The following is a 26,175-nucleotide window of genomic DNA, read 5'->3' on the forward strand; positions in this document are numbered from 1 at the left end:
TCATTCAGCATTGTCGTCCGATGACACTCAGGGTTCTGAGGACCAATGCCACGCCGCGTCGGGTGTCGGCGTTGCGTAGCAGTGCCAGCAGGTCGCGCAGGCTCGGCGGCGCGTGCGTCATGGTTTCGGCCTTGGCCTGGCGCAGGGCGTTGCCCAGGTGCCAGGTGGCGGCCGTGCCTTCCTCGAACAGCCGGGCGAGTTTCTCGACCATGGGCGGGTCGAGCAGATCCACCAGGTCGGAGAGCAGTGACAGCAGGTCGACCACGTTGTCGAGGCGGCCGCTGTCGAGCAGTGGTTGCAGTTTTTCCAGCAAGGCGTCGAGGCCCGCGTTGGGCCGGGTGCTGTCGGAAGTCGGGCCGGTTGGCCGTTGAGCGGAAGTATCCATGGCGATTCACTCCTCCCTGTGCAGGGTCAAAGCATTCCGCGGGCTACGGCCCAGTAGAGGCCGCGATTGAAGCCGTTACGCAACAGGCCGCCGAGTTTGTTCGGCGGGGTAGGCAAGACATCGTGGGCGTAGTCGTACCACAGCGGCATGCCGGCATTGAGGCCCATTTGCGCCACCGCCTGGACGCGTCCGTCGTACACGGCGTTGGGCGCGCCCAGGCGGATCTCGGCGGCAATATTGTTGGCGATCACCGGCGCCTGGTTGTGGCAGGCACCGCCAGCCTTGCTGATGGGCAGGTCGACCGTGTCGCCGATCACGTAGACGCCCTCGAGGCCATAGACTTGCAGCGTTTCGTGATGGGTCGGCAGCCAGCCTTCCTGGTTTGGTGCCTGGGACACACCGGATTCCAGCACCGCGTCCACGGCGCGGATCGGTGGGGTGGCCATCAGGATGTCGAAGGGCTGTGCGTCACCTTCCTCGGAGTAGGCGATGCGTTGGTCCGGGTCGACCCTGCTCAGGGTGAAGCCGCGCTGAAAGCGGATGTTCTTCTGTTCGAAGAGGCCGGGCAGGATCTCGCCGGTAGGGCGTTGCAGGAACAGGCAGTTGCGCAGCAGCTGGGCGGTGGTGGGGTAGGTGTAGACGATCTCGACCTTGTCGCGGACCCCGCGGCGGCGCAGGAAGTCGTCCAGCATCAGGGTGGTTTCCACCGGGGCGATGCCGCACTGGTGAGGCACGTTGGGGGTTTGCGGGAAGGACACGGTGATGAAGATCCGGCCCTTTTCGATGCGGCTCAAGCGTTGCGCCAGCCGGCGTGCCGGCAGGTACTGATAGAAATGATCGCCGGCTTCCTTGAGCCCTTCGATGCGTTCCGGCGCCGGCAGGCAACCGGTGGCGATCACCAGGAAGTCATAACCCAGGCGTTTGCCGCTGCGGGTGCGCAGTTCCTGGCGGGCGAAATCGAAGCGTGTGACCTCGTCGACGGCAAAGGTGATTTCCGGACGCAGCAGCGAACGTTCCGGGCGTTTGAGTTCTTCCTCGAAGAACAGGTTGAACGCCACGTACATGAAGGCGGGCTTGTAGAAGTGGTCCGGCGAGTTGGACAGCAGGCTGATCCGCACCTCGTCGCGCAGGATCTCGGGATACAGTTTGCCGGCCAGTTGGTTGGCGAGCATGGTGCCGCCCACGCCGCCGCCGACAATCACAATATGCTTGCTCACTACGCGGACCCTCCCTGGTCGGGTCGGCTTCACGTACTGCATCGCTCGGATAACGGAAGTGGACGGGGGTAGAGATTTTCCTCAGATAAATCGGCCAGTGCCTGAGTAAATGTCCTCCCACTCTATACGGGTATATTCAAAGCGCCATAGGTCCCGACAAGCGGCCTGGAGATGGCTACTTTTCCCTTGCAGGAGCGAAGCTTGCTCGCGATCCAGGCCGCAGGCCGCCTGTGGATTCACCAGCGAGTCGCGGGCAAGCTTCGCTCTTGCAGAAACTACAGCAGGCTGATCGGGTAGCTGACGATCAGGCGGTTCTCGTCGAACTCGTTGGTGCTGAAGTCGCGGCGCATCGTCGAGTTGCGCCATTTGAAGTTCAGATCCTTGAACGTGCCGCTCTGCACGGTGTAGGCCAGTTCGCTCTCGCGTCCCCATTCCTTGCCGTCGGTGACGGTGCCGGTGTGCACGTTGTCGCCCTTGATATAGCGGTTCATCAGGGTCAGGCCGGGAATGCCGAGCGCGACGAAGTTGTAGTCGTGGCGCAGTTGCCAGGAGCGCTCCTGGGCGTTGTCGTAGCTGGCGTTGTAGCTGTCGTTGGCCAGGGTGCCGCCGCTGGTGCCGTTGACGCGCATCCAGGCGCTGTCGCCGGTGAGTTTCTGCACGCCGACGTAGAAGGTGTGGCCGCCGTACCTGGCGGAGAACAGGCCCGACCAGGTCTTGTTGTCCAGGTCGCCGGCGCGGGCGCTGCCGTCGTCCTTGCCGTAGAAGAAGCCGATGTTGGCGCCCAGGGTCCAGTCGCCCAGCGGCTGGCTGTGGATCAGGTTGAGGTATTGCTGGCTGTAGATGTCCTTGAGCTGGGCGTTCCACACGCCGACCTGGGTGCGCTTGTCGTTGAAGCTGTACTCACCGCCCTGGAAGTTGAAGCGATCGGAGGTGAAGGCCGCTTTGCCGGTCATCGACATGTCGCTCATGCTGCTGTCGTCGCGCGGGCTGTTGGCGCGGAACTGGCCGCCGTAGAGGGTCAGGCCGGCGATTTCCCTGGAGGTGATCTGGCCGCCGCGGAAGGTCTGGGGCAGGGAGCGGCCGTCGTCCGAGCGCAGGATCGGCAGCACCGGCATCCATTCGCCGACCTTCACCTCTGTTTGCGATACGCGGGCCTTGAACGCCACGCCCAGGCGGCCGAAGTTGTCGGCCGGGCGCCCGTCGTGATCCAGCGGTAGCAACTGGCTGCCGCCGGTGCCTTTGCCGCCGTCGAGTTTCAGCGAGTACAGCCCCAGCACGTCCATGCCGACGCCGACGGTGCCCTGGGTGAAGCCGGACTTGGCGTCGAGGATAAAGCTCTGGGTCCATTCTTCAGCTTTGCCCTGGGCCTTGCCCGGGTTGGTGAAGTTGCGATTGATGTAGAAGTTGCGCAGGTTCAGGTTGGCCTTGGCATCTTCGAGAAAGCCGGACTCCTGGGCCATGACCGGCAGCGCCGTGCCGGCGATGCTGGCGGCCAGCAGGCCAGGCAACAGGGAGTGTGGAGTGCGAGTGGATGGCTGCATGGATCGGTCTCTCTAATTGTTAGGGATGAGGCAGGGCGCTGCCGCAACTCAAGTTGCAGACAAGGTTGAAACCGGGAGGGCGAAAAGGGGCGGTATCAGCCGGAGCGGGCAGGGCGTGGGGTCATGACGACGAACCTGTTGTTATTGGTTTTTGTAGGTGCGGGGGCATGGTGCAGGCGATCCCGCGGGCGATTCAATTGCAGCAAGGGGGTTCTGGGCGATCATCGAACACAAACGTGCGGCAATCCTCGAATGTTCGGCGCCAGGCAAGGCATGGGCAGTATTCCTGGCGGCATCTCATTGATTCGTTATTGGTATCAAGTAAGTAACGCTTTGGTTGTAAGTGATTGTCCATCGCTCGGATAGTATCGAACGGTATATAAGTAATCGCTGGTCATGCTTGATAAAGCGTATTAGCGATTATCGTGAAATGGTTTAAGGGAAAGCTATGTGGTAACTGGCAAAGGAAACCCGTCTTGCTATATTAAAATTCCTCAGGGCGAGTAAGGAGAAGTTTGGAAGTTTCGTCAGGAGCCATGTTTCATATCGTGCCGAAACAATAAATGGAGATACATCATGACTACTCGGGTAAATCAGGAACGTCTCGCGTCGGTGGTAGGTCGTGCACTTCTGGACAAGGAGTTTGCCGCGCAACTGCATAAGGATCCGGAGGCTGCGGCCAAAGGCATCGGTGTGCACTTGAGCGCCACCGAGTTGACCGCAGTCAAAACCATCGATACGGCAAAACTGACCACCGCGGCTTCTGCCATTCGGGACAAGATTGGCGTCGCCGCGATATTCGATACCCAGCAGCAGCAACAAGCGCGAATGGATTGATTCGCCACTGCCCTTTGGCGTGCCGCCTCCGCAGGGAGCGGCGCGCCTCAGGGCTCCGGGACCCAGACCACGCCCATTTACCCCGTCCGGAGTGCTGCTTCATGTCCGTGATCCTGACTGCCATGGAACCCGACGATTTCTCCCTGTTTGCCGCAAGGGCCCTGGCCGAATACGCCGAGGGCATGGTGGCCGCTGGCGAGTGGGTGGCGTCGCAGGCCGCGGCCAAGGCCGGGGAAGTCTGGGCGCAACTGCTGCCCCAGGGCCGCTTGAGCGAGAACAATCAGTTCTGGCGGGTCGCCAGCGATGGCGAACGGGTCGGCGAATTATGGCTGGCCGAGCGCCGGGTGGGCGACAGGCGCGTGGCGTTTATCCTGGATATCTATATCGAACCCGCGCGGCGACGGCAGGGCTATGCCCGGCAGACGCTGCTGGCCATTGAGGACAAGGCCCGCGAAGCCGGCTGCGAGGAGATGCGCCTGCATGTCTTCGGCCATAACCGGGCGGCGCGCAGCCTTTACGAGCGACTGGGTTACGGCATCGCCAGCCTGACGATGAGCAAGGACCTGCCGCGATCTTGAGGGAAGCTTGAAAAATGGACATGTCCAATTCCAATCAACAGGTCGACGATCTGTTTCATGGCAGCACTTTCCTGCCCGATACCGAGCCGGAACGCTTCGAACGTTTGTTAGCGCAAGTTGAACGCAACCGATACACGATGTTTGTCGCGCTTTATACGGAGTTGTTTCAACTCTTCTCCGCTCATGAACAAGTGGCGGGGTTCTTTGAACAGGCATTGGCTGTTGTTCTAATGCCCGCGGCCGAACAACGGCTGATTATCAATCATCCGGTATTTCAGATCTGGTCGATATTGACCTTTTGTGAAACCAACTTGGTATTGACCGGGAAGAATAGCGATACTTTGCCGTTGCAAGGAAAGTTGCTCGAGTTCTGCGACGTGCTCAAGCGTATCGATGTTGCCCGGGACGAGAGTCCGCCGGTCTATCGTTTCGATGCCGACCCTTTGATCGCCCAGGTCACGCCGCCCAGTTACGAGTTTCCCCAGGATGAACACCTGAGGAAGCAACTGGAGCGGGGAGGTTATTCCACGGCGTTTTTCCGCGACGTGATGCAGATCGCCCTGCTGCGGATCCAGCACACCTGGCCCGAATGCCATCGGCAGTGGCAGGTGCTGGTCAAGGCGGTCTGCTATCTGCCCGACGGCGCTTTTCGCAGTTGCTCCGCGTCCCGCTATACGGGGGTCATTCTGCTGTCCAGTCGGGACAATTCGATCCTGGACATGGAAGAGTCCCTGGTCCACGAGGCCATCCATCAGTTGCTGTACAACATTGTCGAGGTCTGCCCGGTGGTCGATCCCCAAGCCTCGCGGGAAACCCTGTTCACCTTGCCGTGGTCGGGGCAGCAACGCGACCTGTACGGTTACTTCCATGCCTTCTACGTGTACGTCGCCCTGGTCAAGTACCTGGAGCGGGTGAAGTCGCGCCCGCCCCGGGAGCTGCAGGCTGCCCGGGAGCGCCTGGGGTTTATCCTGCGGGGCCTGGTCAGGGCGTTGCCGGATTTCGCCGCCAGTCCGGATTTCACTCCCCAGGGCCGCGAGCTGCTGGAAAACCTGATGCGCGAAGTGCAGGACCTGGCCTTGCGGCATGCCGCGCTGCTGGGCGACGGCGAGCCGGCGGCGGGGCCGGTGCTGGGCATGACGGCTTGAGCCTGGGAGGCGGACATGGACCGGTTCGACTCTTCGCGTTTTGCCCAGGCCGGCGTCGGCCTGGAATACCACCTGCCGCGGCGATCCGCTGAGGGCGATCCGACCCTGGAGCGGATTCTCGGCGAGGGCCTGCCGTTTTTCGACTATCTCGAATTCCAGCCCACCCATTGCATCCTCCAGCCGGGCCTGCTGGAGCTGAGCGGGCATACGCCGGTGTTGCTGCATTCTTCCAGTTTGTCCCTGGGCAGCGTCGGCATCGAGATGGACCCCGAGTTTCTGCGCATGACTCGCCGCCTGTGCGACAAGACCGGCTCGCCCTGGCTGGCGGAGCATATTTCCTGGTCGCGCTTTCATGGCGGCGACACCCAGCACTTCATCCTGCCGACCCTGGCCGAGGAGGTGGCCGACACCGTGGTGGCCAATGCCCTGGCGCTGCGGGACTACACCGGCACGCCGCTGGTGCTGGAGAACGCGCCGCGCCTGCTGGCGCTGGACGACAACCGGGGCGGGGCGGAAGGCGCGTTCATTTCCAGCATCGTGCAGCGCAGCGAGGCCGGGTTTCTGCTCGACCTCGACAGCGCGATCGCCACTGCCCGGACCCTGGGCTACGACCTGCACGACTACCTGGGGTCGCTACCGCTGGACCGGTTGATCGAAGTGCATATCGCCGATCCGCTGCGGGATTGGGAGATGCTGCGGCAGCTGTTTGCCTGCTCGCCGCTGAAGGCGGTGACCCTCGAATGGGACATCGGCAACCCGGACGACGACGAAGCCCTGGCGCGGCTGGTCGGGGCGATCAAGGCGCTGCGCCCGCAAACGTTGTTCTGGCAAGGCTGCCCGGCGCCGGACGAGCCCGCGGCGCCTGTCACGGCCGGGACGCCGCTGACGCTGCGGGACAGTGTCTGGCTCAGCTTCGCCGCCGAGTCGTTCCGCGTTCGGGACCGGCAGTTGGGGATCGACCAGGCGTTCGCCGCGGACAACCTGGGGCTGTTGCAACACTTTCTGCGACCGCAGAGCCTTGATAGCGCCCTGTTGCTGCCGGGCGTGCTGGAAGAGGAGGGCCGCCTGGCGTTCTTGCAACAATTGCTCGAACTGGGCGTGCTGGTGCCTGGCGACGCTCGAACCCAGGCCGAGGGGCCTGGCCAATCGCCCTGGACGCACTGGGACGCCGCCCTGGATTTTTACCTGGGGACCCGGACCGCGGCGGATACGCCCTACGTCAGCGTGCTCGACCTGGAGCAGCAGTTGACGGACAAGACCGTGCAGCGGCGCCAGCCTTCGGCCTTCAAGGATTACTTTTCCCATCCGTTCTTCGCCCTCGACAACCCGCTGCTGGCGTCGGCCGGGCTGATGGAGCGGCCGGCCCTGCTCGACACGTTGATCCAGCGCAGCACCTCGCGCGCGTTCGAGGCACGGCCGTTGAGCGCGCAACAGCTGTCGGTGCTGCTGTATTACACCTGGGGCGCGACGGTCATGGAGCAGAACCGCATGGGCGATTTCTTCCTGCACAAGACCTCGCCGGCCGGCGGCTCGTTGCATGTCACCGAGGTCTACCCGCTGCTGATGAATGTGCAGGGCCTGGACAACGGCCTGTATCACTATTCAGTGCGGCGCCACGGCCTGGAACTGTTGTCGCGGGAAGATCCGCGGCAGTGGATCAACGAGGCCTGCGGCGGCCAGCCCTGGATCGACCAGGCGGCGGTGGTGTTCCTGTCCACCGCGCGGCTGGAGCGCATGGCCTGGAAGTACGAGTTCAGCCGGGCATTGCGGGTGGCCCTGATGGACAGCGGGCACCTGAGCCAGAGCTTCTCCCTGGTGGCCACCGCGCTGGGCCTCAAGTGCTGTACCACGGCGGCCCTGCGCGACGAAACCTTCGAAACCCGGTTGGGCCTGGACTACTTGCAGGAGCCGGTGTTTCTGCTCAATGGCGCGGGCTATTGAGGGGATAGCCCGTGCGCCAGGCATAAAAAAAACCCGCCATCAGGCGGGTTTTTTCAAGCGCGGAGCGCGGATCAGAACAGACGCAGTTTCGGCGCTTGTTCGGGCACCGGCTCGTTCTTCGCGGTCTGTTCGTTCCAGCCGCCGCCCAGTGCCTTGTACAGGTTGACCTCGCTGGTCAGCTGCGAAAGCCGGTCGGTGATCAACGCTTGCTGCGCGCTGAACAACTGACGCTGGGCGTCGAGGAAGGTCAGGTTGCTGTCGACCCCGATGCGGTAGCGACGCTCGGCCAGACGGTAGTAGTCCTGGTTGGCGTTGACGAAGTCACGCTGGGCCTGCAACTGCTGGTTGTAGGTCTGGCGTGCGGCCAGGCCATCGGAGACTTCCTGGAAGGCGGTCTGGATGGACTTTTCGTACTGCGCGACGTTGATGTCTTTCTGGATTTTCGAGTAATCCAGGCTGGCGCGCAGGCTGCCGGCGTTGAAGATCGGGATGTTGATCTGCGGCGCGAACGACCAGGTGCCCGAGCCGCCCTTGAACAGGCCGCCGACATCCGGGCTCAGGGTCCCGGCATTGGCGGTCAGGCTGATGCTCGGGAAGAACGCTGCGCGTGCCGCGCCGATATTGGCGTTGGCGGCTTTCAGGTTGTGCTCGGCGGCGAGGATGTCCGGACGGCGTTGCAGCAGCTCCGACGGCAGGCCGGCCGGCAACTCGCTGAGCAGGTCGGCCGACAACGGCTGGGCGCCCGGCAGGTTGGCCGGAATCGCGGTACCCAGTAGCAGGGTCAGGCTGTTCTCGTCCTGGGCCACTGCACGGGTATAACGCGCCAGCTGGACCCGGGCGTTTTCCACCGAGGTCCGCGACTGGCTCAGGTCCAGGGCCGAGGCCACGCCGACTTCGTTGCTGCGCGCGGTGAGCCGGTAGCTCTCCTCGTAGGCGCCCAGGGTCTCCTGGGTCAGCTTCAGCAGTTCCTTGTCGGCCTGCCAGGTCATGTAGGCGTTGGCCACGCTGGCCACCAGGCTGATCTGCGTGCTGCGGCGGGCTTCTTCGCTGGAGAAGTAGGTCTGCAAGGCCTGCTCGCTCAAGCTGCGAACGCGACCGAACAGGTCCAACTCATAGGAGCTGATACCCAGGGTTGCCGAGTACTGGCTGGTGATGGTCGATTCGCCGGTGCCCGACGCGCGGGCCGGAACCCGCTGGCGGCTGCCGCTGCCGTTGGCCGAAATCGCCGGGAACAGGTCCGCGCGCTGGATCTGGTACTGCGCGGCATAGGCGTCGATGTTCAGCGCCGCGACCCGCAGGTCGCGGTTGTTCACCAGCGCGGTCTGGATCAGCTGCTGCAGCGCCGGGTCATGGAAGAACTGGCGCCAGCCCTGTTCGGCGGCTGCCTGGTTGGCAGCCTCCGCAGGCGAATAGGCCGGCCCTTGCGGGTATTGCGCCGCGACCGGCGCTTCAGGCTGCTGATAATCGGGTATCAGCGAGCAACCACTCAGCACGGCGGCGGTGATTGCGAGGGAGAGTAGCGACTTGCTCATTGGCCAGCCTCTTTAGGAGTTTCAGTGGTGTCTGGCTCGTCGATCTTGCGGCGGCCCATCGAGGACACGGTGACGAAGAACAACGGGACCCAGAATATCGCCAGGATGGTGGCGGTGAGCATACCGCCAATCACCCCGGTACCGATCGCGTGCTGGCTGCCCGAGCCTGCGCCGGTGGAGATCGCCAGCGGTACCACGCCGAGCACGAAGGCCAGGGAGGTCATGATGATCGGACGCAGGCGCATGCGGCAGGCTTCGATCGCCGCGTCGATCAGGCTGCGGCCCTCTTCGTGCAGTTCCTTGGCGAACTCGACGATCAGAATGGCGTTTTTCGCCGCCAGACCGATGGTCACCAACAGCCCCACCTGGAAGTACACGTCGTTGGACAGACCGCGCAGGCTGGTCGCCAGCAGCGCACCGATGATCCCCAGCGGCACCACGAGCATGACGGCGATCGGAATCGACCAGCTTTCATACAGGGCCGCCAGGCACAGGAACACCATCAGCAGCGACAAGGCGTACAGCGCAGGCGCTTGCGAGCCCGACAGACGCTCCTCGTAGGACAGGCCGGTCCAGGAGATACCGACGCCGGCCGGCAGCTTCGCGGCAATGGCTTCGACTTCGGCCATGGCTTCGCCGGTACTGTAGCCAGGGGCTGGAGCACCGAGGACTTCCACCGCTTCCACGCCGTTGTAACGGGCCAGCTTCGGCGAACCGTAGACCCATGTGCCCTTGGCGAAGGAGGAGAACGGCACCATGGTCCCGGCGCTGTTGCGCACGTACCACTTCTTCAGGTCTTCGGGGCTCATGCGAGCGCCGGGTTGGCCCTGGATGTACACCTTCTTCACCCGACCGCGGTCGATGAAGTCGTTGACGTAGCTACTGCCCAGGGCAATCGACAGGGTGTTGTTGATGTCGGAGATGGTCACGCCCAGGGCGCTGGCTTTCTCGTCGTCGATTTCCAGCTGGTACTGCGGTTCGTCGTTCAGGCCGTTCGGACGCACCTGGGACAGGATCTTGCTCTGTGCCGCCATGCCGAGGAACTGGTTGCGGGCTTCCATCAGCTTCTCATGGCCGATACCGGCGCGGTCCTGCAGGAACACGTCGAAACCGGTGGCGTTACCCAGCTCCAGTACCGCTGGAGGAGCAAAGGCGAACACCATGGCATCGCGGAAACTGAAGAAGTGCTGCTGGGCGCGGGCCGCCAGGTTGAACACGTTGTTCTCGGCGGAGCGCTCGTCCCAGGGCTTGAGCATGATGAACGCCATGCCCGAGCTCTGGCCGCGACCGGCGAAGTTGAAACCGTTCACGGTAAAGACCGAGGCGACGGTGTCCTTTTCCTTGTCCAGTAGGTAGGAACGCATTTCATCGATCACCACCTGGGTCCGCTCGGCGCTGGAGCCGGCCGGGGTCTGCACCTGGGCGAACAGTACACCCTGGTCTTCTTCCGGGAGGAACGCGGTCGGGATGCGGGCAAACAGCCAGATCATGCCGACCACGATCAGCAGGTAAGCCAGCAGGTAAGGTGCCTTGTGCCGCAGGATGTTGCCCACGCCGCGCTCGTAGCTTTTCACGCTGCGGTCGAAGGTGCGGTTGAACCAGCCGAAGAAACCTTTTTTCGGCGCAGCGTGCTCGCCATGGGGAATGGCCTTGAGCATGGTGGCGCACAGGGCCGGGGTGAAGATCAGGGCAACCAGTACCGACAGGGCCATGGCCGAGACCACGGTGATCGAGAACTGCTTGTAGATCACGCCGGTGGAGCCGCTGAAGAACGCCATCGGCAGCAGTACCGCCGACAGTACCAGGGCGATACCGACCAGGGCGCCCTGGATCTGGCCCATGGACTTCTTGGTGGCTTCCTTGGGTGACAGGCCTTCCTCGGCCATGACCCGCTCGACGTTTTCCACCACGACGATGGCGTCGTCCACCAGCAAGCCGATGGCCAGTACCATGCCGAACATGGTCAGGGTGTTGATGCTGAAACCGGCGGCCGCGAGGATCCCGAAGGTACCCAGCAACACCACCGGAACGGTCATGGTAGTGATGACGGTGGCGCGGAAGTTCTGCAGGAACAGGAACATCACCAGGAACACCAGCACGATGGCCTCGACCAAGGTTTCAACCACACCCTTGATCGATTCGGTCACCACTGGGGTGGTGTCGTACGGGAACACCACTTTCATCCCTTCCGGGAAGAACGGTTCCAGGTCGCTAATGGTCTTGCGCAGGGCCTTGGCGGTGTCCAGGGCGTTGGCGCCGTTGGCCAGTTTCACGGCGAGACCGGAGGCCGGGGCACCGTTGAACTGGGCGCTGACGGAGTAGTTTTCACCCCCCAGGGCCACGTCCGCGACATCCTTCAGACGCACTTGCGAGCCGTCCGAATTGACCTTCAGCAGGATCTCCTTGAACTGCTCGGCAGTCTGCAGGCGGGTCTTGCCGATGATGGTGGCGTTCAGTTGCTGCCCTGCCAGGGCTGGCAAGCCACCGAGTTGGCCGGACGAAACCTGGACGTTCTGCGCCGCCACGGCGGTCTTCACGTCGACCGGAGTCAGGTTGAAGTTGTTCAGCTTGGCCGGGTCGAGCCAGATCCGCATGGCGTACTGGGCACCGAACACCTGGAAGTCACCGACACCCGCGGTCCGCGAGATCGGGTCCTGCATGTTCGACACGATGTAGTTCGACAGGTCGTCCTTGGACATGCTGCCGTCCTCGGAAACCACGCCGATCACCAGCAGGAAGTTCTTCACCGCCTTGGTCACGCGGATACCCTGTTGCTGCACTTCTTGCGGCAGCAGCGGGGTGGCCAGGTTCAGTTTGTTCTGTACCTGGACCTGCGCGGTGTCCGAGTTGGTGCCCTGCTCGAAGGTCGCGGTAATGGTCATGCTACCGTCGGAGTTACTTTCCGAGGACACATAACGCAGGTTGTCGATACCGTTGAGCTGCTGCTCGATGACCTGGACCACGGTGTCCTGCACGGTCTGTGCGGAAGCGCCTGGGTAGGTCACGGAGATGGCGATCGCCGGAGGCGCGATGCTCGGGTACTGGTTGATCGGCAGTTTGAGGATCGATAGAGCCCCGACCAGCATGATCACCAGGGCAATTACCCAGGCGAAAATCGGACGGTCGATAAAAAATTTCGACATGGTTTACTCCCCTTTGCCGCCTGCGGCTTTGTCAGTCGCCTGCGCAGGGGCCGGGTTTTTCGCTGAAACGTTGGTCGCTTCGCTGGCCTTGACCTCGACGCCAGGCCGGACGAATTGCAGCCCTTCGGTGATCAGGCGATCGCCGGCCTTGAGGCCGTCCTCGACCAGCCATTGGCTGCCGACGGTGCGGCTGGCCTTGAGCTGGCGCAGTTCGACCTTGTTGTCCGGGCCGACGACCAGCGCGGTCGGTGTGCCCTTGAGGTCGCGGGTCACGCCTTGCTGCGGGGCGAGAATCGCCGCGGCGTTCACGCCGGCCTGCAGTTGCGCGTGCACAAACATGCCTGGCAGCAGGTTGTGTTCCGGGTTCGGGAACACCGCGCGCAGGGTCACGGAACCGGTGGTTTCGTCGACCGACACTTCGGAGAACTCCAGCTTGCCCTCGAGCTTGTACTGGCTACCGTCTTCCAGGGTCAGCTTGACCTTGGCGGCGTTTTCGCCGGCCTTCTGCAAGCGGCCGCTTTCCAGCTCGCGGCGCAGTTCCAGCAGTTCGACCGAGGACTGGGTGACGTCGACGTAGATCGGATCGAGTTGCTGGATCGTCGCCATGGCAGTGGCTTGGCCGTTGCTGACCAGCGCGCCCTCGGTGACCGAGGAACGGCCGATGCGCCCGGAGATCGGCGCCAGCACCTTGGTGTAGCGCAGATCGATCTGGGCGCTCTGCAACGAGGCTTCCGATTGCAGGCGGTTGGCGACGGCGGTGTCGTATTCCTGGCGGCTCACGGCCTGTTCGTCGACCAGTTGCTTGTAGCGATCGGAGATCGACTTGGTCGATTGCAGGTTGGCCTGGGCGCTCTTGAGGGTCGACTCATAGACCGACGGATCGATCTGATAGAGCTGCTGACCTTCCTTGACGTCGCCGCCTTCCTTGAACAGGCGCTTGAGAATGATGCCGTTGACCTGAGGACGGACTTCGGCGATCCGGAACGCAGTGGTGCGCCCTGGAAGCTCGGACGTCAGGGTAAAGGCTTGAGGTTGTAGGGTGACTACGCCGACCTGAGGGGCTTGCGGGGCAGGGGCCGCCTCTTCCTTTTTACATCCGCTGAGCAGCGATGCCAGGGCGACGGCAGTGACCAGAGCGGTAACAGCTGGCTTGAGTTGCATGAAGATCCTCGGGTCAGGCACGCAAAACGCGCACTCGAAAAGTGGAAGGGTAAAAAACAGGCGCTGAGTGGATAAGTAGCTTGCTAAGGAATATACTTACGTTCATGGTTGTTTGTAAATACCTTGGCGGCGTACCCATTCGGTTACAAAAGCCGTTGCAAAGGTTGAATTGTAGGCTGGGTAAACGGCACCCGAGATGCCGTTCCATATTTGTTCAGATGAGCTTCACGCATCGCTGAAACATCCTGATCGAGGTTTACTGCCATGGTCCGTCGTACCAAAGAAGAAGCTCAAGAAACCCGAAAACAGATACTCGAAGCGGCCGAAAAAGCCTTCTACGAGCGCGGTGTCGCGCGTACTACCCTGGCGGATATCGCGGCGTTGGCCGGGGTGACGCGCGGCGCGATCTACTGGCATTTCAGCAACAAGGCGGACCTGGTGCAGGCCATGCTCGATACCTTGCGCGAGCCGCTGGATGAAATGGCCAAGGCGAGCGAGAGCGAAGAGGAAGCCGATCCGCTGGGATGCATGCGCAAGCTGCTGATTCATTTGTTCCATCAAATTGCCCTGGACCCGAAAACCCGACGCATTAATGAGATTTTATTTCACAAGTGCGAGTTCACCGATGAAATGTGCGACTTGCGGCGCCAGCGTCGCGCGGCCAGCCTGGATTGCAACGTGCATATCGAGCTGGCGTTGCGCAACGCTGTGAAGCGCGGTCAGTTGCCCGAGAGTCTCGACACTGCCCGGGCGGCCATCAGTATCCACGCTTATATTGACGGCATTCTTTACCAGTGGCTTCTGGCACCGGACAGTTTCGAACTCCATAAGGAAGCGGAGCGCTGGATCGATACCGGTCTGGACATGCTGCGTTTGAGTCCCAGCCTGCGTAATTGAGACAAAATGCGGAATTACCTCGACGGATGTCAACGTTTGCGCGTTATAAAGCTCGAGGTTTCATATCTGACTGCGACGCAGGGGTGCCTTTATATACGTGGCGACTTTATCTTGATAGATAGCGAGCTACGTATTTTGTAGGGAAATTGTTGCGGGTGTGTGAATGAGTGCAAGTACCGCGGCTTACAAGGGTACCGAGCAACCTGTAAAAGGTATCGCGTTGATTTGCCTGGCGGTTTTGCTCTTTGCCAGCCACGACGCCCTGTCCAAGTACCTGTCCGGGTTCTACCCCATCGTCATGGTGGTCTGGGCCCGGTATGTGGTGCACACGTTGCTGATGCTGGTGGTGTTCGTGCCGCGCAGCGGCTTTTCCGCGGTGGTGCGTACCAAGCGGCCGGGCCTGCAATTGCTGCGCGCCCTGTGCCTGATCGGCACCAGCCTGTTTTTCACCACCGGCCTGCGTTATATCCCGCTGGCTGAGGCCACCGCGGTCAACTTCCTCGCGCCCTTGCTGGTCACTGCGCTGTCCGTGCGGTTGCTGGGCGAGCGGGTGAGCCGCAGCCAATGGCTGGCGGTGCTGGCCGGGTTCGTCGGGGTGTTGATCGTGGTCCGTCCGGGCGGGGCCTTGTTCACCCCGACCATCCTGCTGCCGCTGTGTTCGGCATTGTGTTTCGGCTTTTATCAAGTGCTCACCCGCAAGCTCAGTGGTATCGACAGCCCCACCACCAGCAACTTTCTCACCGGTATTCTCAATAGCCTGATCATGAGCGCGGCATTGCCGTTTTTCTGGAGCACGCCGAGCCTGTGGCACGGCCTGTTCATGATCGGCCTCGGCACCTGCGGCATGCTCGGCCACCTGCTGCTGACCCAGGCCTTCCGTCATGCCGCGCCGGCGATGCTGGCGCCCTTCAGCTACGGGCAAATCCTCTTCGCCGGCCTGTACGGCTACCTGATCTTCGATCACACCCCGGACAACATCGGGATTTTCGGGATCGCGGTGATCTGCCTCAGCGGTCTGGCAGTGGCCTGGGGCCAGCACTCGCGCCGCTGATTGCCAGCGCCGAAGCCGGCGCCATCTCCTACACTCGATTCACGCTTCGGCCGATGACGAAGCCATCTCTCCCGGGCGGGGACGTCCGATTCGCACGTTCGCCCCGGGCAACCCGGCCGCGCCGGCAACGGCGCGCGTCGTGCTGAATTCGAGGAGCAGCCCGTGAACAAGATTTACTCGAGTGCCGAATCCGCGTTGCAAGGCCTGGTCGAGGACGGCATGACCCTGGCGGTCGGCGGCTTTGGCCTGTGCGGTATTCCCGAGGCGCTGATCGCGGCCCTGCGCGACAGCGGCAAACGCGAACTGACGGTGATCAGCAACAACGCCGGCGTCGACGGCTTTGGCCTGGGGCAATTGCTGAGCACCCGGCAGATCCGCAAGATGATTTCTTCCTATGTCGGCGAGAACAAGGAGTTCGAGCGTCAGTACCTGGCCGGCGAACTGGAGCTGGAGTTCACCCCGCAGGGCACCCTGGCCGAGAAGCTGCGGGCCGGCGGCGCTGGTATCCCGGCGTTTTTCACTCGCACCGGCTACGGCACCCTGGTCGCCGAAGGCAAAGAGACCCGCGAGTTCGATGGCGAGTGGTACGTGATGGAGCGTTCCTTGCGCGCCGACGTCGCCCTGGTCAAGGCCTGGAGAGCCGACATGTCCGGCAACCTGCTGTTCAGCAAGACCGCCCGCAACTTCAACCCGCTGGCGGCGATGGCGGCCAAGGTCTGCGTGGTGGAAGTGGAGGAGATAGTCGAGACCGGTGCGCTGGACGCCGACCAGATCCACTTGCCGGGCATTTATGTGCAGCGCCTGGTGCTCAACGCCACCCCGGAAAAACGCATCGAACAACGCACCGTACGGAGTGCCTGACCATGGCCTGGACTCGTGAAGAAATGGCGCAGCGCGCCGCCCGGGAATTGCAGGACGGTTTTTACGTCAACCTGGGCATAGGCCTGCCGACCCTGGTGGCCAACTACATTCCCGCAGGGATGGACGTCTGGTTGCAGAGCGAAAACGGCCTGCTCGGCATCGGCCCGTTCCCGCTGGATAGCGAGGTCAACCCGGACCTGATCAACGCCGGCAAACAGACCATCACCACCTTGCCCGGCAGCAGTTTTTTCAACAGCGCCGATTCCTTTGCCATGATCCGCGGCGGCCACATCAACCTGTCGATCCTCGGCGCCATGCAGGTGTCGAGGCAGGGCGACCTGGCCAACTGGATGATCCCCGGCAAGATGGTCAAGGGCATGGGCGGGGCCATGGACCTGGTGGCGGGGGTGAAGCGGGTGGTGGTGTTGATGGAGCACACGGCCAAGGGCGGCGCGCACAAGCTTCTGGAACAGTGCGACCTGCCGCTGACCGGCGTTGGCGTGGTGGACCGGATCATCACCGACCTGGCGGTATTGGACGTGGGCGAGCAGGGCTTCAAGCTGGTCGAGTTGGCCGCGGGAGTCAGTTTCGAGGATCTGCAAAACGCCACCGGCAGCCCAATCGCCCGCTGACCTGCTTCTGCTTTTCTGTAGGAGCGAGCTTGCTCGCGATTGAACTCAAGGACCGCGCATGGCTTCAGGCACACGGCGTTATCGTTGACCGCCATCGCGAGCAAGCTCGCTCCTGCAACAAAGGCGGGACGCAGCAAAAAGCCCCGGCTCTTGCGAGTCCGGGGCTTTTTTATTGACGCGTGTTACAGCGTCGGGTAGTCGATATAGCCGACCGGGCCCTTGGCGTAGAACAGCTCGGGGCGCGCGTCGTTCAGCGGCGCGTCGGCCTTCAGGCGGGCCGGCAGGTCCGGGTTGGCGATGAAGGGCACGCCGAAGGCCACGGCATCAGCCTTGCCGCTGGCCAGCCAGGCGTTGGCGCTGTCCTTGGTGAAGCGTTCGTTGGCGATGTACGGGCCGCCGAAGGCTTCTTTCAATTGTGGGCCGAGGCTGTCGGCGCCTTCTTTTTCGCGGGAGCAGATAAAGGCGATACCGCGTTTGCCCAGTTCGCGAGCGAGGTAGGTGAAGGTTTCCGAGAGGTTCTCGTCACCCATGTCGTGCAGGTCGGCACGTGGCGACAAGTGCACGCCCACACGGCCGGGGCCCCAGACGTCGATCGCGGCATCCGTCACTTCCAGCATCAGTCGCGCGCGGTTCTCCAGGGAACCGCCATATTGGTCGGTGCGCTGGTTGGTGCTGCTTTGCAGGAACTGATCCAGCAGGTAGCCGTTGGCGCCGTGGATTTCCACGCCGTCGAAGCCGGCGGCCTTGGCGTTCTCGGCGCCAGTGCGGTAGGCGTCGACGATATCGGCGATCTCAGCGGTTTCCAGGGCGCGCGGGGTCGGGAAGTCGGCCAGCGGGCGCACCAGGCTGACGTGGCCCTTGGGCTGGATGGCGCTCGGTGCCACCGGCGCTTCGCCGTCCAGGTAGCTTGGGTGGGAAATCCGCCCGACGTGCCACAGTTGCAGGAAGATCTTGCCGCCCGCGCCGTGAATGGCCTTGGTCACGTTGCTCCAGCCACGCACCTGGTCGTTGGACCAGATGCCCGGGGTGTCCGGGTAGCCGACGCCTATCGGGGTCACCGAGGTGGCTTCGCTGAGGATCAGGCCGGCGGAGGCGCGTTGTACGTAGTACTCGGCCATCAGCGAGTTCGGCACGCGGCCTTCGTCGGCACGGCAGCGGGTCAGCGGGGCCATGATGATGCGGTTGGCCAGCTCGAGGTCGCCGAGTTTGATTGGATCGAAAATAGTCGTCATGAAATACACCCTTCTCTAGATGAACGTATCAGTGGGTCGCAGGAGCCAGTTCGGCATTGCCGCCCTGGCGAAAGGTAATCAGCGTGACCAGCAGGGCCAGGACCGCCAGCGCGGCAGCCGCCAGCGGTACGCTGGTCAGGCCGTAGCCGTGGGCGATGACGCTGCCGCCAACCCAGGCGCCCAGGGCGTTGCCGATGTTGAAGGCGCCGATGTTCAGCGTGGACACCAGGTTGGGCGCGGCCTTGCCGAAGGTCACCACGTTCACTTGCAGGGCCGGCACCGCGGCGAAGCAGGCGGTGGCCCAGAGGAACAGGGTGATCTCGCTGGGGATCAGCGCCACGCTGGTCCAGCTCAGCACGGTCGAGACCACGGCCATGGCAATGAACACGCCGATCAGCGTGGCGCCCAGGCGCTTGTCCGCCAGCTTGCCGCCGATGATGTTGCCCAGGGTCAGGCCCAGGCCGATCAGCATCAGGGTCCAGGTCACGCCCTTGGGCGAAACCCCGGTGACATCCCCCAGCAGCGGCGCGACATAGGTGAACAGGGTGAACACCGAGGCGGCGAACAGCACGGTCATGCTCAGCGACAGCCAGATCCCGGCGCCCTTGAGGGCGGCCAGTTCCGAGCGCAGGTCGAGCATCTCTTCGTCGTGCTTGGCCGGCAGGAAGCGGATCAGGCCGGCGAGGGCGATCACGCCGATCACTGTCACCGCCCAGAAGGTCGAGCGCCAGCCGGCTTCCTGGCCCAGCGCGGTACCCAGCGGTACGCCGAGGACATTGGCCAGGGTCAGGCCGGTGAACATCAGGGCCACGGCGGAAGCCCGCTTGTTGGCGGGCACCAGGCCTGCGGCGACCACCGAACCGATACCAAAGAAGGCGCCATGGCACAGGGCGGTGACCACACGGGCGAACATCAGCACGTTGTAGTCACTGGCCAGCGCACACAGCAGGTTGCCGACGATGAACACCCCCATCAACGCTACCAGGGCGGCCTTGCGCGGCAGCTTGGCGGTAGCCAGGGCCATGAAGGGCGCGCCGATGGCCACGCCCAGGGCGTAGCCGGTCACCAGCCAGCCGGCGCCAGGAATCGACACACCGAGGTCGCTCGCCACATCGGGCAGCAAGCCCATGATGACGAACTCGGTGGTGCCGATGGCGAAGGCACTCAAGGCCAGGATGAGAAGCGGGAGGGGCATTGTCGGGTCCTTGTCAGTCTTTGAGGCGAAGTTCGCTGATCAGCGCTTCGAGGAAGGCCTGGATCACGTCTTCGTTACGTTTGAAAAAATGCCATTGGCCGGCTTTCTGGCTGCTGATCAGGCCTGCTCGCTGCAAGGTCGCGAGGTGCGCCGACACGGTCGACTGCGACAGGCCGCAACGCTGGTCGATCTGTCCGGCGCAGATGCCGTACTCATGGTTGTGGGTCTGATCGGGAAACTGGACCTTGGGGTCCTTGAGCCAGGTAAGGATGTCTCGCCGTACTGGGTGCGCCAGGGCTTTTATTATTTCGTCGAGGTCGATGGTCATGGCAGTGCTCGGATTCCGTAGAACGTTATATCGCGATGAGGCGAACTTTAAATCGGTATTTCGCGATATACCAATATGATTTTGATCTGAGATCAGCGCGAATCGGTATATCGGGTTATAACGATATGTGTGTCGCAGTGCTAAGCTGCGCGGATGAATTATCTCGCACATCTGCACCTTGGCGGCCAGCGCCCCGGTCAATTACTTGGCAGTCTGTACGGCGACTTCGTCAAAGGGCGCCTGCAGGGCCAGTTCGCCCCCGAGATCGAGGCGGCGATCCAACTGCACCGCAGCATCGATATCTTCACTGACCGCCACCCGCTGGTGGGTGAGTCGCTGTCGCGGTTTTCCCTGACCCGCCGCCGTTATGCCGGCATCGTCCTGGACGTGTTTTTCGACCATTGCCTGGCCCGGGACTGGGCGCTGTACGCCGACCGGCCGCTGGCGTCGTTCACGTCGGACGTGTACCGGGTGCTGGCGGCCGAGCCCCGGTTGCCGGAGCGCCTGGCGCAGATCGCGCCGCACATGGCGGCCCACGACTGGCTGGGTTCCTACCGTGAGTTCGAAGTGCTGGAGCAAGTGTTGCGGGGGATTGCCCGGCGCCTGTCGCGCCCGGAAGAACTGGCGGCAGCAATGGGCGAACTGGAGCGGCTGTACCAGCCGCTGAGCGAGGATTTCCGGGCGTTCTACCCACAGTTGCAGGCGTTCGCCGCGCAACATATCCATACCTTGTAGGAGCTAGCTTGCTGGCGAAAAAATCTTCAACGATAACGCGGTGTGATCGTTGACGCGCCGCTTTGCGGCTATCGCGTGCAAGCTCGCTCCTACCAATAGGAGCAGGCGGTACAGGGTTCAGGCGGCGATCAGCTCGCCGGCACGGCGCGGTTCGGCGGGCTGGACGATATCGCCAAACAACACCTTCTGCACCGCTTGTTGCGCCTGGAACGCCAGCGCGGCGCGTTCCTGGCCCTGGCAGGCGATCGGCTTGAGCAGATGGATCTCCACCCGGCCCTGATCGTTGGCGAACAGGCGCATCAGGTGCGTCAGCAGGTCGTCGTCGCCAATGAACGGCGCCAGCGGATCGATATCGCCACCACGCAAGTAACGAATGGCCACCGGCTGCAAGGCCACGTCGGCCTCGATGGCGCTGGCCAGCAAGCGCCCGTGGAAGGTGCGCAGGCTGCGCCCGTCGGTGGTGGTGCCTTCGGGGAACATCAGCAGCGGGTGGGTCTGCTGCAAATGGCGGGTCATCTGCTTGCGGATCAACTGGCTGTCGCCCGAGCCGCGGCGGATAAACAAGCTGCCGGCCTTGGCGGCCAGCCAGCCGGCGACCGGCCAGGTACGCACTTCGGCCTTGGACAGGAACGACAGCGGCGTCAGCGCGCCGAGCAGCGGGATGTCGGTCCAGGACACGTGGTTGCTGACCCACAGCATCGGTTGTTTCGGCAGCTCGCCGTGCACCGTCACCGCGAAGGGCAGGGCATTGCTCAGGCGTGCCATGAAAAAGCGCGACCAGCGTTGGCGCCGGACCATGGAGTTGGCGATGCCCAGGCGCTCGAACACGCCGAACACACTGGCCATGCCCAGCCCCAGCGCCACCACCACCAGCACCCGGGCGATACGCCCGTAGACCCGTAGCCGGCGCATCACACGGCCGCCTTGAAGTGGCGGGCGTAGCGCGGGCACAGCTCGTCGCGCTTGAGCAGGATGAACACGTCGGCGACCTGGAAGTCCTCGTCCCAGCACGGCTCGCCGCAGATCTTCGCGCCCAGGCGCATGTAGGCCTTGAGCAGCGGCGGCATTTCGGCGATGACATTGGACGGAATGTCGAGGTTCGGCAGCGGGTTCTTCGGTTCGGCGCGCAGGTGTTCGGTGCACAGGTAGCGTTCGCGCAGGCGCTGCATGATCGCCTGGGCCTGGACGCCGCCGTCCTGCATCGGAATGCTGGCGCAGCCCATCAGGTAGCTGTAGCCGCCCTGGTTGAGCACTTCGGCCAGTTCGCCCCAGAGCACGGCGATGGTGCCGCCGTTGCGGTAGGCCGGGTCGACGCAGGTGCGGCCGATTTCCAGGATCGGGCCCTTGAGCTGGACCAGGCCGTGCAGGCTGAATTCTTCTTCGCTGTAGAAACGCCCCAGGCTGCTGGCGGCCTGGTGGTCGAGCAGGCGGGTGGTGGCGACCAGGCGGCCGCTGTTCAAGTCGCGCACGCCGATGTGGCTGCAGTGGACATCATAGTCATCCATGTCCAGACCCAGTTCCGCGCCCTTCAGCTTGGCGTTGAACTCGCCGCTGAAGACGTTGAAGCGCAGGGCCTGGGCTTCTTGCAGGGCCGCGGCGCCAACCAGGCGCTCGGCTTGCAGGCGGCGTTCATTGCCGGTGTCGCTGATGCGGGCGATCTGAGTCATTGTGAATCTCCGTGCGGGCCACTGACCCGCCTTGGGTTGCAGCCGATCGACTTTGTTGTGCAAAGTCAGGCTATGTAGCCCCGGTGTCATCGCCATGAAGCTTTGGTGATGCTTATATGACAGCCCCTGAGGACCCGCTTATGCCCTGGCAAGCCCTGCTGCACAGCCGTCGCCGACTGCCCGCCGACCCGGACCTGGCCGAAGGTTTTGCCGCGTTGCTGGAAGAATTGGGGCCGGTCGCGCCCTTCGAACTGGCGGTGCGCGGCGCTCGTCTGATGGCCACCCCGGGGCTGGCTTTCCTGGTGGGTTACCAGGCGGCGCTGCGCATGCTCTGGCCCAGTGCGCCGCCGAGCCTGGGCGCGCTGTGCGTCACCGAGCAGCGCAGCCTGCGCCCGGCCGACATGCAGACCCGCCTGGACAACCTGCACCTGAGCGGGCGCAAGGACTTCGTCACCGCCGGCGACGCCGCCGACTGGCTGCTGGTCGGCGCGCGGTGCGAGGCGGCGGGCGAGTCGCCGCGCCTGAGCCTGGCGCTGGTCTACGCCGGCGAACCCGGGGTCAGGGTGGAAAAACTGCCGGCGATCCCCTTGATGCCGGACATCAGCCACGGTCGCCTGCTGCTGGACAACGCCCAGTGCGAACTGCTGGCGGGCGATGGCTGGGATGCCTACGTCAAACCCTTCCGCACCCTGGAAGATATCTATGTGCTCAGTGCCATGACGGCCTGGCTGTACGGCGTCGGCCAGGACAACGATTGGCCCCAGGCCCTGCTCCTGCAATTGCTGGCCCTGCTCGCCGGTTGCGCGGAAGTCGGCCGGCAGAACCCTTCGCTGGGCAGCGGGCATGTGTTGCTGGGCGGGTTGTTCGCTCAGTTCGACGGGCTCAAGCCCGCCATCGAACAAGCTTTCGCCGAGGGTCCGCCGCAGTGGGCCGCCTTGTGGACGCGCGATCGGGCGGTGCTGGACCTGGCGGCGGGCGCGCGGGCCAAGCGCCTGGCCAAGGCGCTGGCTATATAAAAGGAGGGGCGGGGCCGCTTGGCGGCCATCGCGAGCCAGCTCGCTCCTACAGGGAATTGTACGGACCTTGTAGGAGCGAGCTTGCTCGCGATAGGCCCGCAGGGCCGCTGGCTGCTAAAAACTGTCATTTCCCTGGTCTACCCTCAGCAGGTTCCCCTGCCGAGTTCCCGCCATGCCCAAAGGCTCGACCCTGCTGCTCGCGCTGCTGTTCATGCTGCCCCCGGCCTGGGCCGAAAACTGGCCGGGCGCCCAATGGAGCCAGGGCCCGGCAGCCAGCGGCCCGGCCCTCGACGCATTGCAGGCCTACGCCTTCGCGCCGCGCAACGACGAGACTCGCCTGGGTATCCGCAGCGACGCCTTGCTGGTGATCCGCGACGGCCAATTGATCTACGAGCGCTACGCCGGCCCGACCACTGCCGACACCCCACACCTGATCTGGTCCGCCAGCAAAAGCCTGCTGGCCACGGTACTGGGCGTGGCCTACGGCGAAGGGCGCTTTCAATTGCCGGACAAGGTCGCCAGCTTCCTTCCTGCGATGCGCCAGCACCCGGACATCCGCCTGGTCGACCTGCTGCACTGGGCCTCCGGCCTGGACTGGCAGGAAGACTATGAGTACGCGCCGTTGAAGTCCTCGGTGGTGGCCATGCTCTACACCCGTGGCCATGGCGATATGGCGGCATTTGCCGCCGGGCACCCGGCCTTCAGCGCGCCAGGCCAGGCGTTCCGTTATTCCAGCGGTGACACCAACCTGCTCTCGGCGGCCCTCAAAGGCATGCTCGGGCCCGAGCGTTACGCCGACTATCCCTGGCAGGCGCTGTTCGAGCCCCTGGGTATTGGCAACGCCGTGTGGGAAAGCGATGCCACGGGCACCTTTGTCGGCTCGTCCTACGCCTACCTCACCGCCCGGGATCTGGCGCGGATCGGCCTGTTGATGCTGCGCGACGGGCGCTGGGGCGAGCGCCAGCTGGTGCCCCGGGACTGGGTCGAATTCAATCGCACGCCGTTCGCCGGTTATCGGGCCAACCAGGACGAAGCGCTGCCCGGCGGGCATTGGTGGCTCAATCGCGCCGTCGCCGGGGGCACTTCGCCCTGGCCCGACGCGCCGGCCGATACCTTTGCCGCGCTGGGCCACTGGGGGCAGGCGTTGTACGTCATTCCCAGCGCCGGGCTGGTGATCGTGCGTTACGCCGACGACCGCGACGGCAGCTATCGCCACAACGAACTGCTCAAGCTCGCCCTGGCGGCCTTCGCCCGGCCGGTGCAACCATGAGCCGGCGTCCGTGGCTACTGCGCCATCCCTTCGCCAGCCTGCTGTTGCTGGCGCTGCTGGGCCTGCTCGGCTGGGCCTGGCACGAGCGCGTGGCCCTGCGCGCCTTCCCTGACATCCTCAGTGCCTACAGCGCCAAGGAGTACTGCTCCTGCCGGTACGTGATGCACAACGCTGCCGACTACTGCGAAGGTTATGTTCGGCAGTACCTGCCGCTGGATCGTTTGCACGACGACGTCGAACGCCAGCGGGTCAGCGCCAGCGGCCTGGGCCGCAGCCACAGCGCTGCCTGGATCGGCGAGCGCCAGGGCTGCCGGCTGGAGCCCTGAACGGTCGCACGTAAACATCGGTAACCCTTTGCCGGGGGCGGCAATGACCGTGGCCATGGGGTTTGGGCACAAGGTTCCACCCTGCGGAACCACATTCGATTGTCGCAGGCGACGGCTCGCGGTTATCTGAGGGCACGCCGCGATCACGCCTTGCTGCACCGTGAGACGCTCCGAAAAAAAGAACGGGATTACACCCGGCCCGAGGAGATCCGTCATGACCCGCTTCGCCCATATCCTTGCCTGGCTCGACGACGTCGCCAGCGATCTGCGCGCCGTCCGCCAGGACATCCACGCCCACCCCGAACTCGGCTTCGAGGAGGACCGCACCTCGGCCCTGGTCGCCCGCCTCCTGACGGAGTGGGGCTACGACGTGCATACCGGCGTCGGCAAGACCGGCGTGGTCGGCGTGCTGCGTAACGGCAGCGGTCCGCGCCGGCTCGGCCTGCGCGCCGACATGGACGCCTTGCCCATCGTCGAGGACACCGGGGTGCCTTACAGCAGCCGCCACCGCGGTTGCATGCACGCCTGCGGGCACGACGGCCACACCGCCATGCTGCTCGGCGCGGCGCGCTACCTGGCGGCCACCCGCCAGTTCGACGGCACCCTGACCCTGATTTTCCAGCCGGCCGAGGAAGGCCAAGGCGGTGCCGAGGCGATGCTCGCCGACGGCCTGCTGGAGCGTTTCCCCTGCGACGCGATGTTCGGCATGCACAACATGCCCGGGCTGCCGGCCGGGCACCTGGGCTTTCGCGAGGGGCCGATGATGGCCTCGCAGGACTTGCTCACGGTGATCATCGAAGGCGTCGGTGGCCACGGTTCGATGCCGCACCTGACGGTCGACCCGCTGGTGGCCGCGGCCAGCGTGGTGATGGCCTTGCAGACGGTGGTGGCGCGCAACCTCGACGCCCAGGAGGCGGCGGTGGTGACAGTGGGGGCGTTGCAGGCCGGCGAGGCGGCCAACGTCATCCCGCAGCAGGCATTGCTGCGTCTGAGCCTGCGGGCGCTGAACGCGCCGGTGCGCGAACAGATGCTCGAACGGGTCAAGGCGATCATCCAGACGCAGGCCCAGAGCTTCGGTTGCTCCGCCAGCATCGAGCACCGCCCGGCCTATCCGGTGCTGGTCAACAGCCCGCAAGAGACCGAATTCGCGCGCCAGGTCGGCGTGGCGCTGCTGGGCGAGCAGGCGGTCGACGGCAATACGCGCAAGCTGATGGGCAGCGAAGATTTCGCCTGGATGCTGCAACGCTGTCCCGGCAGCTACTTGTTCATCGGCAACGGCCTGTCCCGGCCGATGGTCCACAACCCCGGCTACGACTTCAACGATGACATCCTGCCGACCGGCGCCGCCTATTGGGCCGCGCTGGCCGAGAGCTGGCTCGAGCCGGCCTGAGTTTTCCCTTTCTTCTGCCGCTGAATCGGGCGCTTCCCTGGCGCCCGGCACTTCCCATAAGGGCTCGTTCGAGAGCCCGACAAGAATAGAAGGAC

Annotated in this window: 24 protein-coding genes; 13 read left to right on the top strand and 11 right to left on the bottom strand. The window is 63.9% G+C overall.

Going from position 1 to position 26,175, the window contains the following annotated elements:
* Window positions 1-4: 4 nt before the first annotated feature.
* The 3 genes from BTN82_RS06110 to BTN82_RS06120 all read right to left on the bottom strand — a co-directional run bounded on the left by BTN82_RS06110 (window position 5) and on the right by BTN82_RS06120 (window position 3,143).
* Window positions 5-385, bottom strand: coding sequence for a DUF1641 domain-containing protein (locus tag BTN82_RS06110; RefSeq protein ID WP_075118263.1), 381 nt, complete (start codon window positions 383-385; stop codon window positions 5-7).
* A gap of 26 nt (window positions 386-411) precedes the next feature.
* Complete coding sequence (locus BTN82_RS06115; protein ID WP_075118264.1) at window positions 412-1,602, bottom strand: NAD(P)/FAD-dependent oxidoreductase; 1,191 nt, start codon at window positions 1,600-1,602, stop codon at window positions 412-414.
* 275 nt (window positions 1,603-1,877) lie between these two features.
* Window positions 1,878-3,143 (bottom strand): OprD family porin, encoded by a 1,266-nt coding sequence (locus BTN82_RS06120; protein ID WP_075118265.1) that lies wholly within the window; start codon window positions 3,141-3,143, stop codon window positions 1,878-1,880.
* A gap of 576 nt (window positions 3,144-3,719) precedes the next feature.
* Here BTN82_RS06120 and BTN82_RS06125 point away from each other — a divergent pair.
* From BTN82_RS06125 to BTN82_RS06140, 4 genes are all read left to right on the top strand, one after another.
* Window positions 3,720-3,980, top strand: coding sequence for an Os1348 family RiPP precursor (locus BTN82_RS06125; RefSeq protein ID WP_075118266.1), 261 nt, complete (start codon window positions 3,720-3,722; stop codon window positions 3,978-3,980).
* A gap of 101 nt (window positions 3,981-4,081) precedes the next feature.
* Window positions 4,082-4,558 carry a GNAT family N-acetyltransferase gene (locus BTN82_RS06130; protein ID WP_075118267.1) on the top strand — a complete coding sequence of 159 codons (477 nt, stop codon included), beginning with the start codon at window positions 4,082-4,084 and terminating at the stop codon, window positions 4,556-4,558.
* A gap of 341 nt (window positions 4,559-4,899) precedes the next feature.
* On the top strand, window positions 4,900-5,703 hold the full coding sequence (locus BTN82_RS06135) for an aKG-HExxH-type peptide beta-hydroxylase (protein WP_261792936.1): 804 nt from the start codon (window positions 4,900-4,902) through the stop codon (window positions 5,701-5,703).
* A gap of 15 nt (window positions 5,704-5,718) precedes the next feature.
* Window positions 5,719-7,644 (top strand): DUF692 family multinuclear iron-containing protein, encoded by a 1,926-nt coding sequence (locus BTN82_RS06140; protein ID WP_075118269.1) that lies wholly within the window; start codon window positions 5,719-5,721, stop codon window positions 7,642-7,644.
* Between the two features lie 71 nt (window positions 7,645-7,715).
* Here the strand turns inward: BTN82_RS06140 and BTN82_RS06145 are convergent, their stop codons facing one another.
* Genes BTN82_RS06145 through emhA form a run of 3 tightly spaced genes read right to left on the bottom strand, consistent with a single transcriptional unit; the run spans window position 7,716 to window position 13,480 of the window.
* Complete coding sequence (locus BTN82_RS06145; protein WP_075118270.1) at window positions 7,716-9,176, bottom strand: AdeC/AdeK/OprM family multidrug efflux complex outer membrane factor; 1,461 nt, start codon at window positions 9,174-9,176, stop codon at window positions 7,716-7,718.
* Window positions 9,173-12,319: an efflux RND transporter permease subunit EmhB gene (gene emhB, locus BTN82_RS06150; protein ID WP_075118271.1), complete on the bottom strand. Its 3,147-nt coding sequence runs from the start codon at window positions 12,317-12,319 to the stop codon at window positions 9,173-9,175. Before emhB ends, BTN82_RS06145 begins: the two co-directional genes overlap by 4 nt.
* A gap of 3 nt (window positions 12,320-12,322) precedes the next feature.
* Window positions 12,323-13,480 (bottom strand): efflux RND transporter periplasmic adaptor subunit EmhA, encoded by a 1,158-nt coding sequence (gene emhA / locus BTN82_RS06155; RefSeq protein ID WP_075118272.1) that lies wholly within the window; start codon window positions 13,478-13,480, stop codon window positions 12,323-12,325.
* 264 nt (window positions 13,481-13,744) lie between these two features.
* On the opposite strand from emhA, the gene emhR reads away from it, so the two are divergent.
* From emhR to BTN82_RS06175, 4 genes are all read left to right on the top strand, one after another.
* A complete protein-coding gene (emhR, locus tag BTN82_RS06160; RefSeq protein ID WP_075118273.1) occupies window positions 13,745-14,377 on the top strand; it encodes an efflux system transcriptional repressor EmhR in 633 nt (210 codons plus the stop codon).
* A 163-nt stretch (window positions 14,378-14,540) separates the two neighbouring features.
* Window positions 14,541-15,428, top strand: coding sequence for a DMT family transporter (locus BTN82_RS06165; RefSeq protein ID WP_075118274.1), 888 nt, complete (start codon window positions 14,541-14,543; stop codon window positions 15,426-15,428).
* 162 nt (window positions 15,429-15,590) lie between these two features.
* A complete protein-coding gene (locus tag BTN82_RS06170; protein ID WP_075118275.1) occupies window positions 15,591-16,289 on the top strand; it encodes a CoA transferase subunit A in 699 nt (232 codons plus the stop codon).
* A 2-nt stretch (window positions 16,290-16,291) separates the two neighbouring features.
* On the top strand, window positions 16,292-16,921 hold the full coding sequence (locus tag BTN82_RS06175; protein ID WP_075118276.1) for a CoA transferase subunit B: 630 nt from the start codon (window positions 16,292-16,294) through the stop codon (window positions 16,919-16,921).
* 182 nt (window positions 16,922-17,103) lie between these two features.
* Here the strand turns inward: BTN82_RS06175 and BTN82_RS06180 are convergent, their stop codons facing one another.
* Genes BTN82_RS06180 through BTN82_RS06190 form a run of 3 tightly spaced genes read right to left on the bottom strand, consistent with a single transcriptional unit; the run spans window position 17,104 to window position 19,676 of the window.
* Window positions 17,104-18,153, bottom strand: a complete 1,050-nt coding sequence (locus BTN82_RS06180; RefSeq protein WP_075118277.1) for an alkene reductase — start codon at window positions 18,151-18,153, stop codon at window positions 17,104-17,106.
* A 28-nt stretch (window positions 18,154-18,181) separates the two neighbouring features.
* A complete protein-coding gene (locus tag BTN82_RS06185; RefSeq protein WP_075118278.1) occupies window positions 18,182-19,348 on the bottom strand; it encodes an MFS transporter in 1,167 nt (388 codons plus the stop codon).
* 13 nt (window positions 19,349-19,361) lie between these two features.
* Entirely contained in the window at window positions 19,362-19,676 is a 315-nt protein-coding gene (locus BTN82_RS06190; RefSeq protein WP_075118279.1) for an ArsR/SmtB family transcription factor, read from the bottom strand.
* A 153-nt stretch (window positions 19,677-19,829) separates the two neighbouring features.
* Between BTN82_RS06190 and BTN82_RS06195 the strand changes: the two genes are divergently transcribed.
* Window positions 19,830-20,411, top strand: a complete 582-nt coding sequence (locus tag BTN82_RS06195; RefSeq protein WP_075118280.1) for an ACP phosphodiesterase — start codon at window positions 19,830-19,832, stop codon at window positions 20,409-20,411.
* 117 nt (window positions 20,412-20,528) lie between these two features.
* On the opposite strand, the gene BTN82_RS06200 is transcribed toward BTN82_RS06195, so the two are convergent.
* Window positions 20,529-21,323 (bottom strand): lysophospholipid acyltransferase family protein, encoded by a 795-nt coding sequence (locus BTN82_RS06200; protein ID WP_075118281.1) that lies wholly within the window; start codon window positions 21,321-21,323, stop codon window positions 20,529-20,531.
* Window positions 21,323-22,078 carry an L-ornithine N(alpha)-acyltransferase gene (olsB, locus tag BTN82_RS06205; RefSeq protein ID WP_075118282.1) on the bottom strand — a complete coding sequence of 252 codons (756 nt, stop codon included), beginning with the start codon at window positions 22,076-22,078 and terminating at the stop codon, window positions 21,323-21,325. Before olsB ends, BTN82_RS06200 begins: the two co-directional genes overlap by 1 nt.
* A gap of 140 nt (window positions 22,079-22,218) precedes the next feature.
* Between olsB and BTN82_RS06210 the strand changes: the two genes are divergently transcribed.
* The 4 genes from BTN82_RS06210 to BTN82_RS06225 all read left to right on the top strand — a co-directional run bounded on the left by BTN82_RS06210 (window position 22,219) and on the right by BTN82_RS06225 (window position 26,080).
* Window positions 22,219-23,094 carry an acyl-CoA dehydrogenase family protein gene (locus tag BTN82_RS06210; RefSeq protein ID WP_075118283.1) on the top strand — a complete coding sequence of 292 codons (876 nt, stop codon included), beginning with the start codon at window positions 22,219-22,221 and terminating at the stop codon, window positions 23,092-23,094.
* 172 nt (window positions 23,095-23,266) lie between these two features.
* Window positions 23,267-24,364 (top strand): serine hydrolase domain-containing protein, encoded by a 1,098-nt coding sequence (locus tag BTN82_RS06215; RefSeq protein ID WP_075118284.1) that lies wholly within the window; start codon window positions 23,267-23,269, stop codon window positions 24,362-24,364.
* A complete protein-coding gene (locus tag BTN82_RS06220) occupies window positions 24,361-24,690 on the top strand; it encodes an amidase (RefSeq protein WP_075118285.1) in 330 nt (109 codons plus the stop codon). The genes BTN82_RS06215 and BTN82_RS06220 overlap by 4 nt, the downstream gene beginning before the upstream one ends.
* A gap of 214 nt (window positions 24,691-24,904) precedes the next feature.
* A complete protein-coding gene (locus tag BTN82_RS06225) occupies window positions 24,905-26,080 on the top strand; it encodes a M20 aminoacylase family protein (protein ID WP_075118286.1) in 1,176 nt (391 codons plus the stop codon).
* The last annotated feature ends 95 nt before the right edge of the window (window positions 26,081-26,175 follow it).

This window comes from Pseudomonas chlororaphis, assembly GCF_001921865.1.
GTDB lineage: Bacteria > Pseudomonadota > Gammaproteobacteria > Pseudomonadales > Pseudomonadaceae > Aquipseudomonas > Aquipseudomonas chlororaphis_D.

What these genes read in the sequence shown, in the direction of transcription:
- BTN82_RS06110 (WP_075118263.1), bottom strand. Translation starts at nt 385, where the DNA reads ATGGATACTTCCGCTCAACGGCCAACCGGCCCGACTTCCGACAGCACC.
- BTN82_RS06120 (WP_075118265.1), bottom strand. Translation starts at nt 3,143, where the DNA reads ATGCAGCCATCCACTCGCACTCCACACTCCCTGTTGCCTGGCCTGCTG.
- BTN82_RS06125 (WP_075118266.1), top strand. Translation starts at nt 3,720, where the DNA reads ATGACTACTCGGGTAAATCAGGAACGTCTCGCGTCGGTGGTAGGTCGT.
- BTN82_RS06130 (WP_075118267.1), top strand. Translation starts at nt 4,082, where the DNA reads ATGTCCGTGATCCTGACTGCCATGGAACCCGACGATTTCTCCCTGTTT.
- BTN82_RS06140 (WP_075118269.1), top strand. Translation starts at nt 5,719, where the DNA reads ATGGACCGGTTCGACTCTTCGCGTTTTGCCCAGGCCGGCGTCGGCCTG.
- BTN82_RS06145 (WP_075118270.1), bottom strand. Translation starts at nt 9,176, where the DNA reads ATGAGCAAGTCGCTACTCTCCCTCGCAATCACCGCCGCCGTGCTGAGT.
- emhB (WP_075118271.1), bottom strand. Translation starts at nt 12,319, where the DNA reads ATGTCGAAATTTTTTATCGACCGTCCGATTTTCGCCTGGGTAATTGCC.
- emhA (WP_075118272.1), bottom strand. Translation starts at nt 13,480, where the DNA reads ATGCAACTCAAGCCAGCTGTTACCGCTCTGGTCACTGCCGTCGCCCTG.
- emhR (WP_075118273.1), top strand. Translation starts at nt 13,745, where the DNA reads ATGGTCCGTCGTACCAAAGAAGAAGCTCAAGAAACCCGAAAACAGATA.
- BTN82_RS06165 (WP_075118274.1), top strand. Translation starts at nt 14,541, where the DNA reads ATGAGTGCAAGTACCGCGGCTTACAAGGGTACCGAGCAACCTGTAAAA.
- BTN82_RS06175 (WP_075118276.1), top strand. Translation starts at nt 16,292, where the DNA reads ATGGCCTGGACTCGTGAAGAAATGGCGCAGCGCGCCGCCCGGGAATTG.
- BTN82_RS06180 (WP_075118277.1), bottom strand. Translation starts at nt 18,153, where the DNA reads ATGACGACTATTTTCGATCCAATCAAACTCGGCGACCTCGAGCTGGCC.
- BTN82_RS06185 (WP_075118278.1), bottom strand. Translation starts at nt 19,348, where the DNA reads ATGCCCCTCCCGCTTCTCATCCTGGCCTTGAGTGCCTTCGCCATCGGC.
- BTN82_RS06190 (WP_075118279.1), bottom strand. Translation starts at nt 19,676, where the DNA reads ATGACCATCGACCTCGACGAAATAATAAAAGCCCTGGCGCACCCAGTA.
- BTN82_RS06195 (WP_075118280.1), top strand. Translation starts at nt 19,830, where the DNA reads ATGAATTATCTCGCACATCTGCACCTTGGCGGCCAGCGCCCCGGTCAA.
- BTN82_RS06200 (WP_075118281.1), bottom strand. Translation starts at nt 21,323, where the DNA reads ATGCGCCGGCTACGGGTCTACGGGCGTATCGCCCGGGTGCTGGTGGTG.
- olsB (WP_075118282.1), bottom strand. Translation starts at nt 22,078, where the DNA reads ATGACTCAGATCGCCCGCATCAGCGACACCGGCAATGAACGCCGCCTG.
- BTN82_RS06210 (WP_075118283.1), top strand. Translation starts at nt 22,219, where the DNA reads ATGCCCTGGCAAGCCCTGCTGCACAGCCGTCGCCGACTGCCCGCCGAC.
- BTN82_RS06215 (WP_075118284.1), top strand. Translation starts at nt 23,267, where the DNA reads ATGCCCAAAGGCTCGACCCTGCTGCTCGCGCTGCTGTTCATGCTGCCC.
- BTN82_RS06220 (WP_075118285.1), top strand. Translation starts at nt 24,361, where the DNA reads ATGAGCCGGCGTCCGTGGCTACTGCGCCATCCCTTCGCCAGCCTGCTG.
- BTN82_RS06225 (WP_075118286.1), top strand. Translation starts at nt 24,905, where the DNA reads ATGACCCGCTTCGCCCATATCCTTGCCTGGCTCGACGACGTCGCCAGC.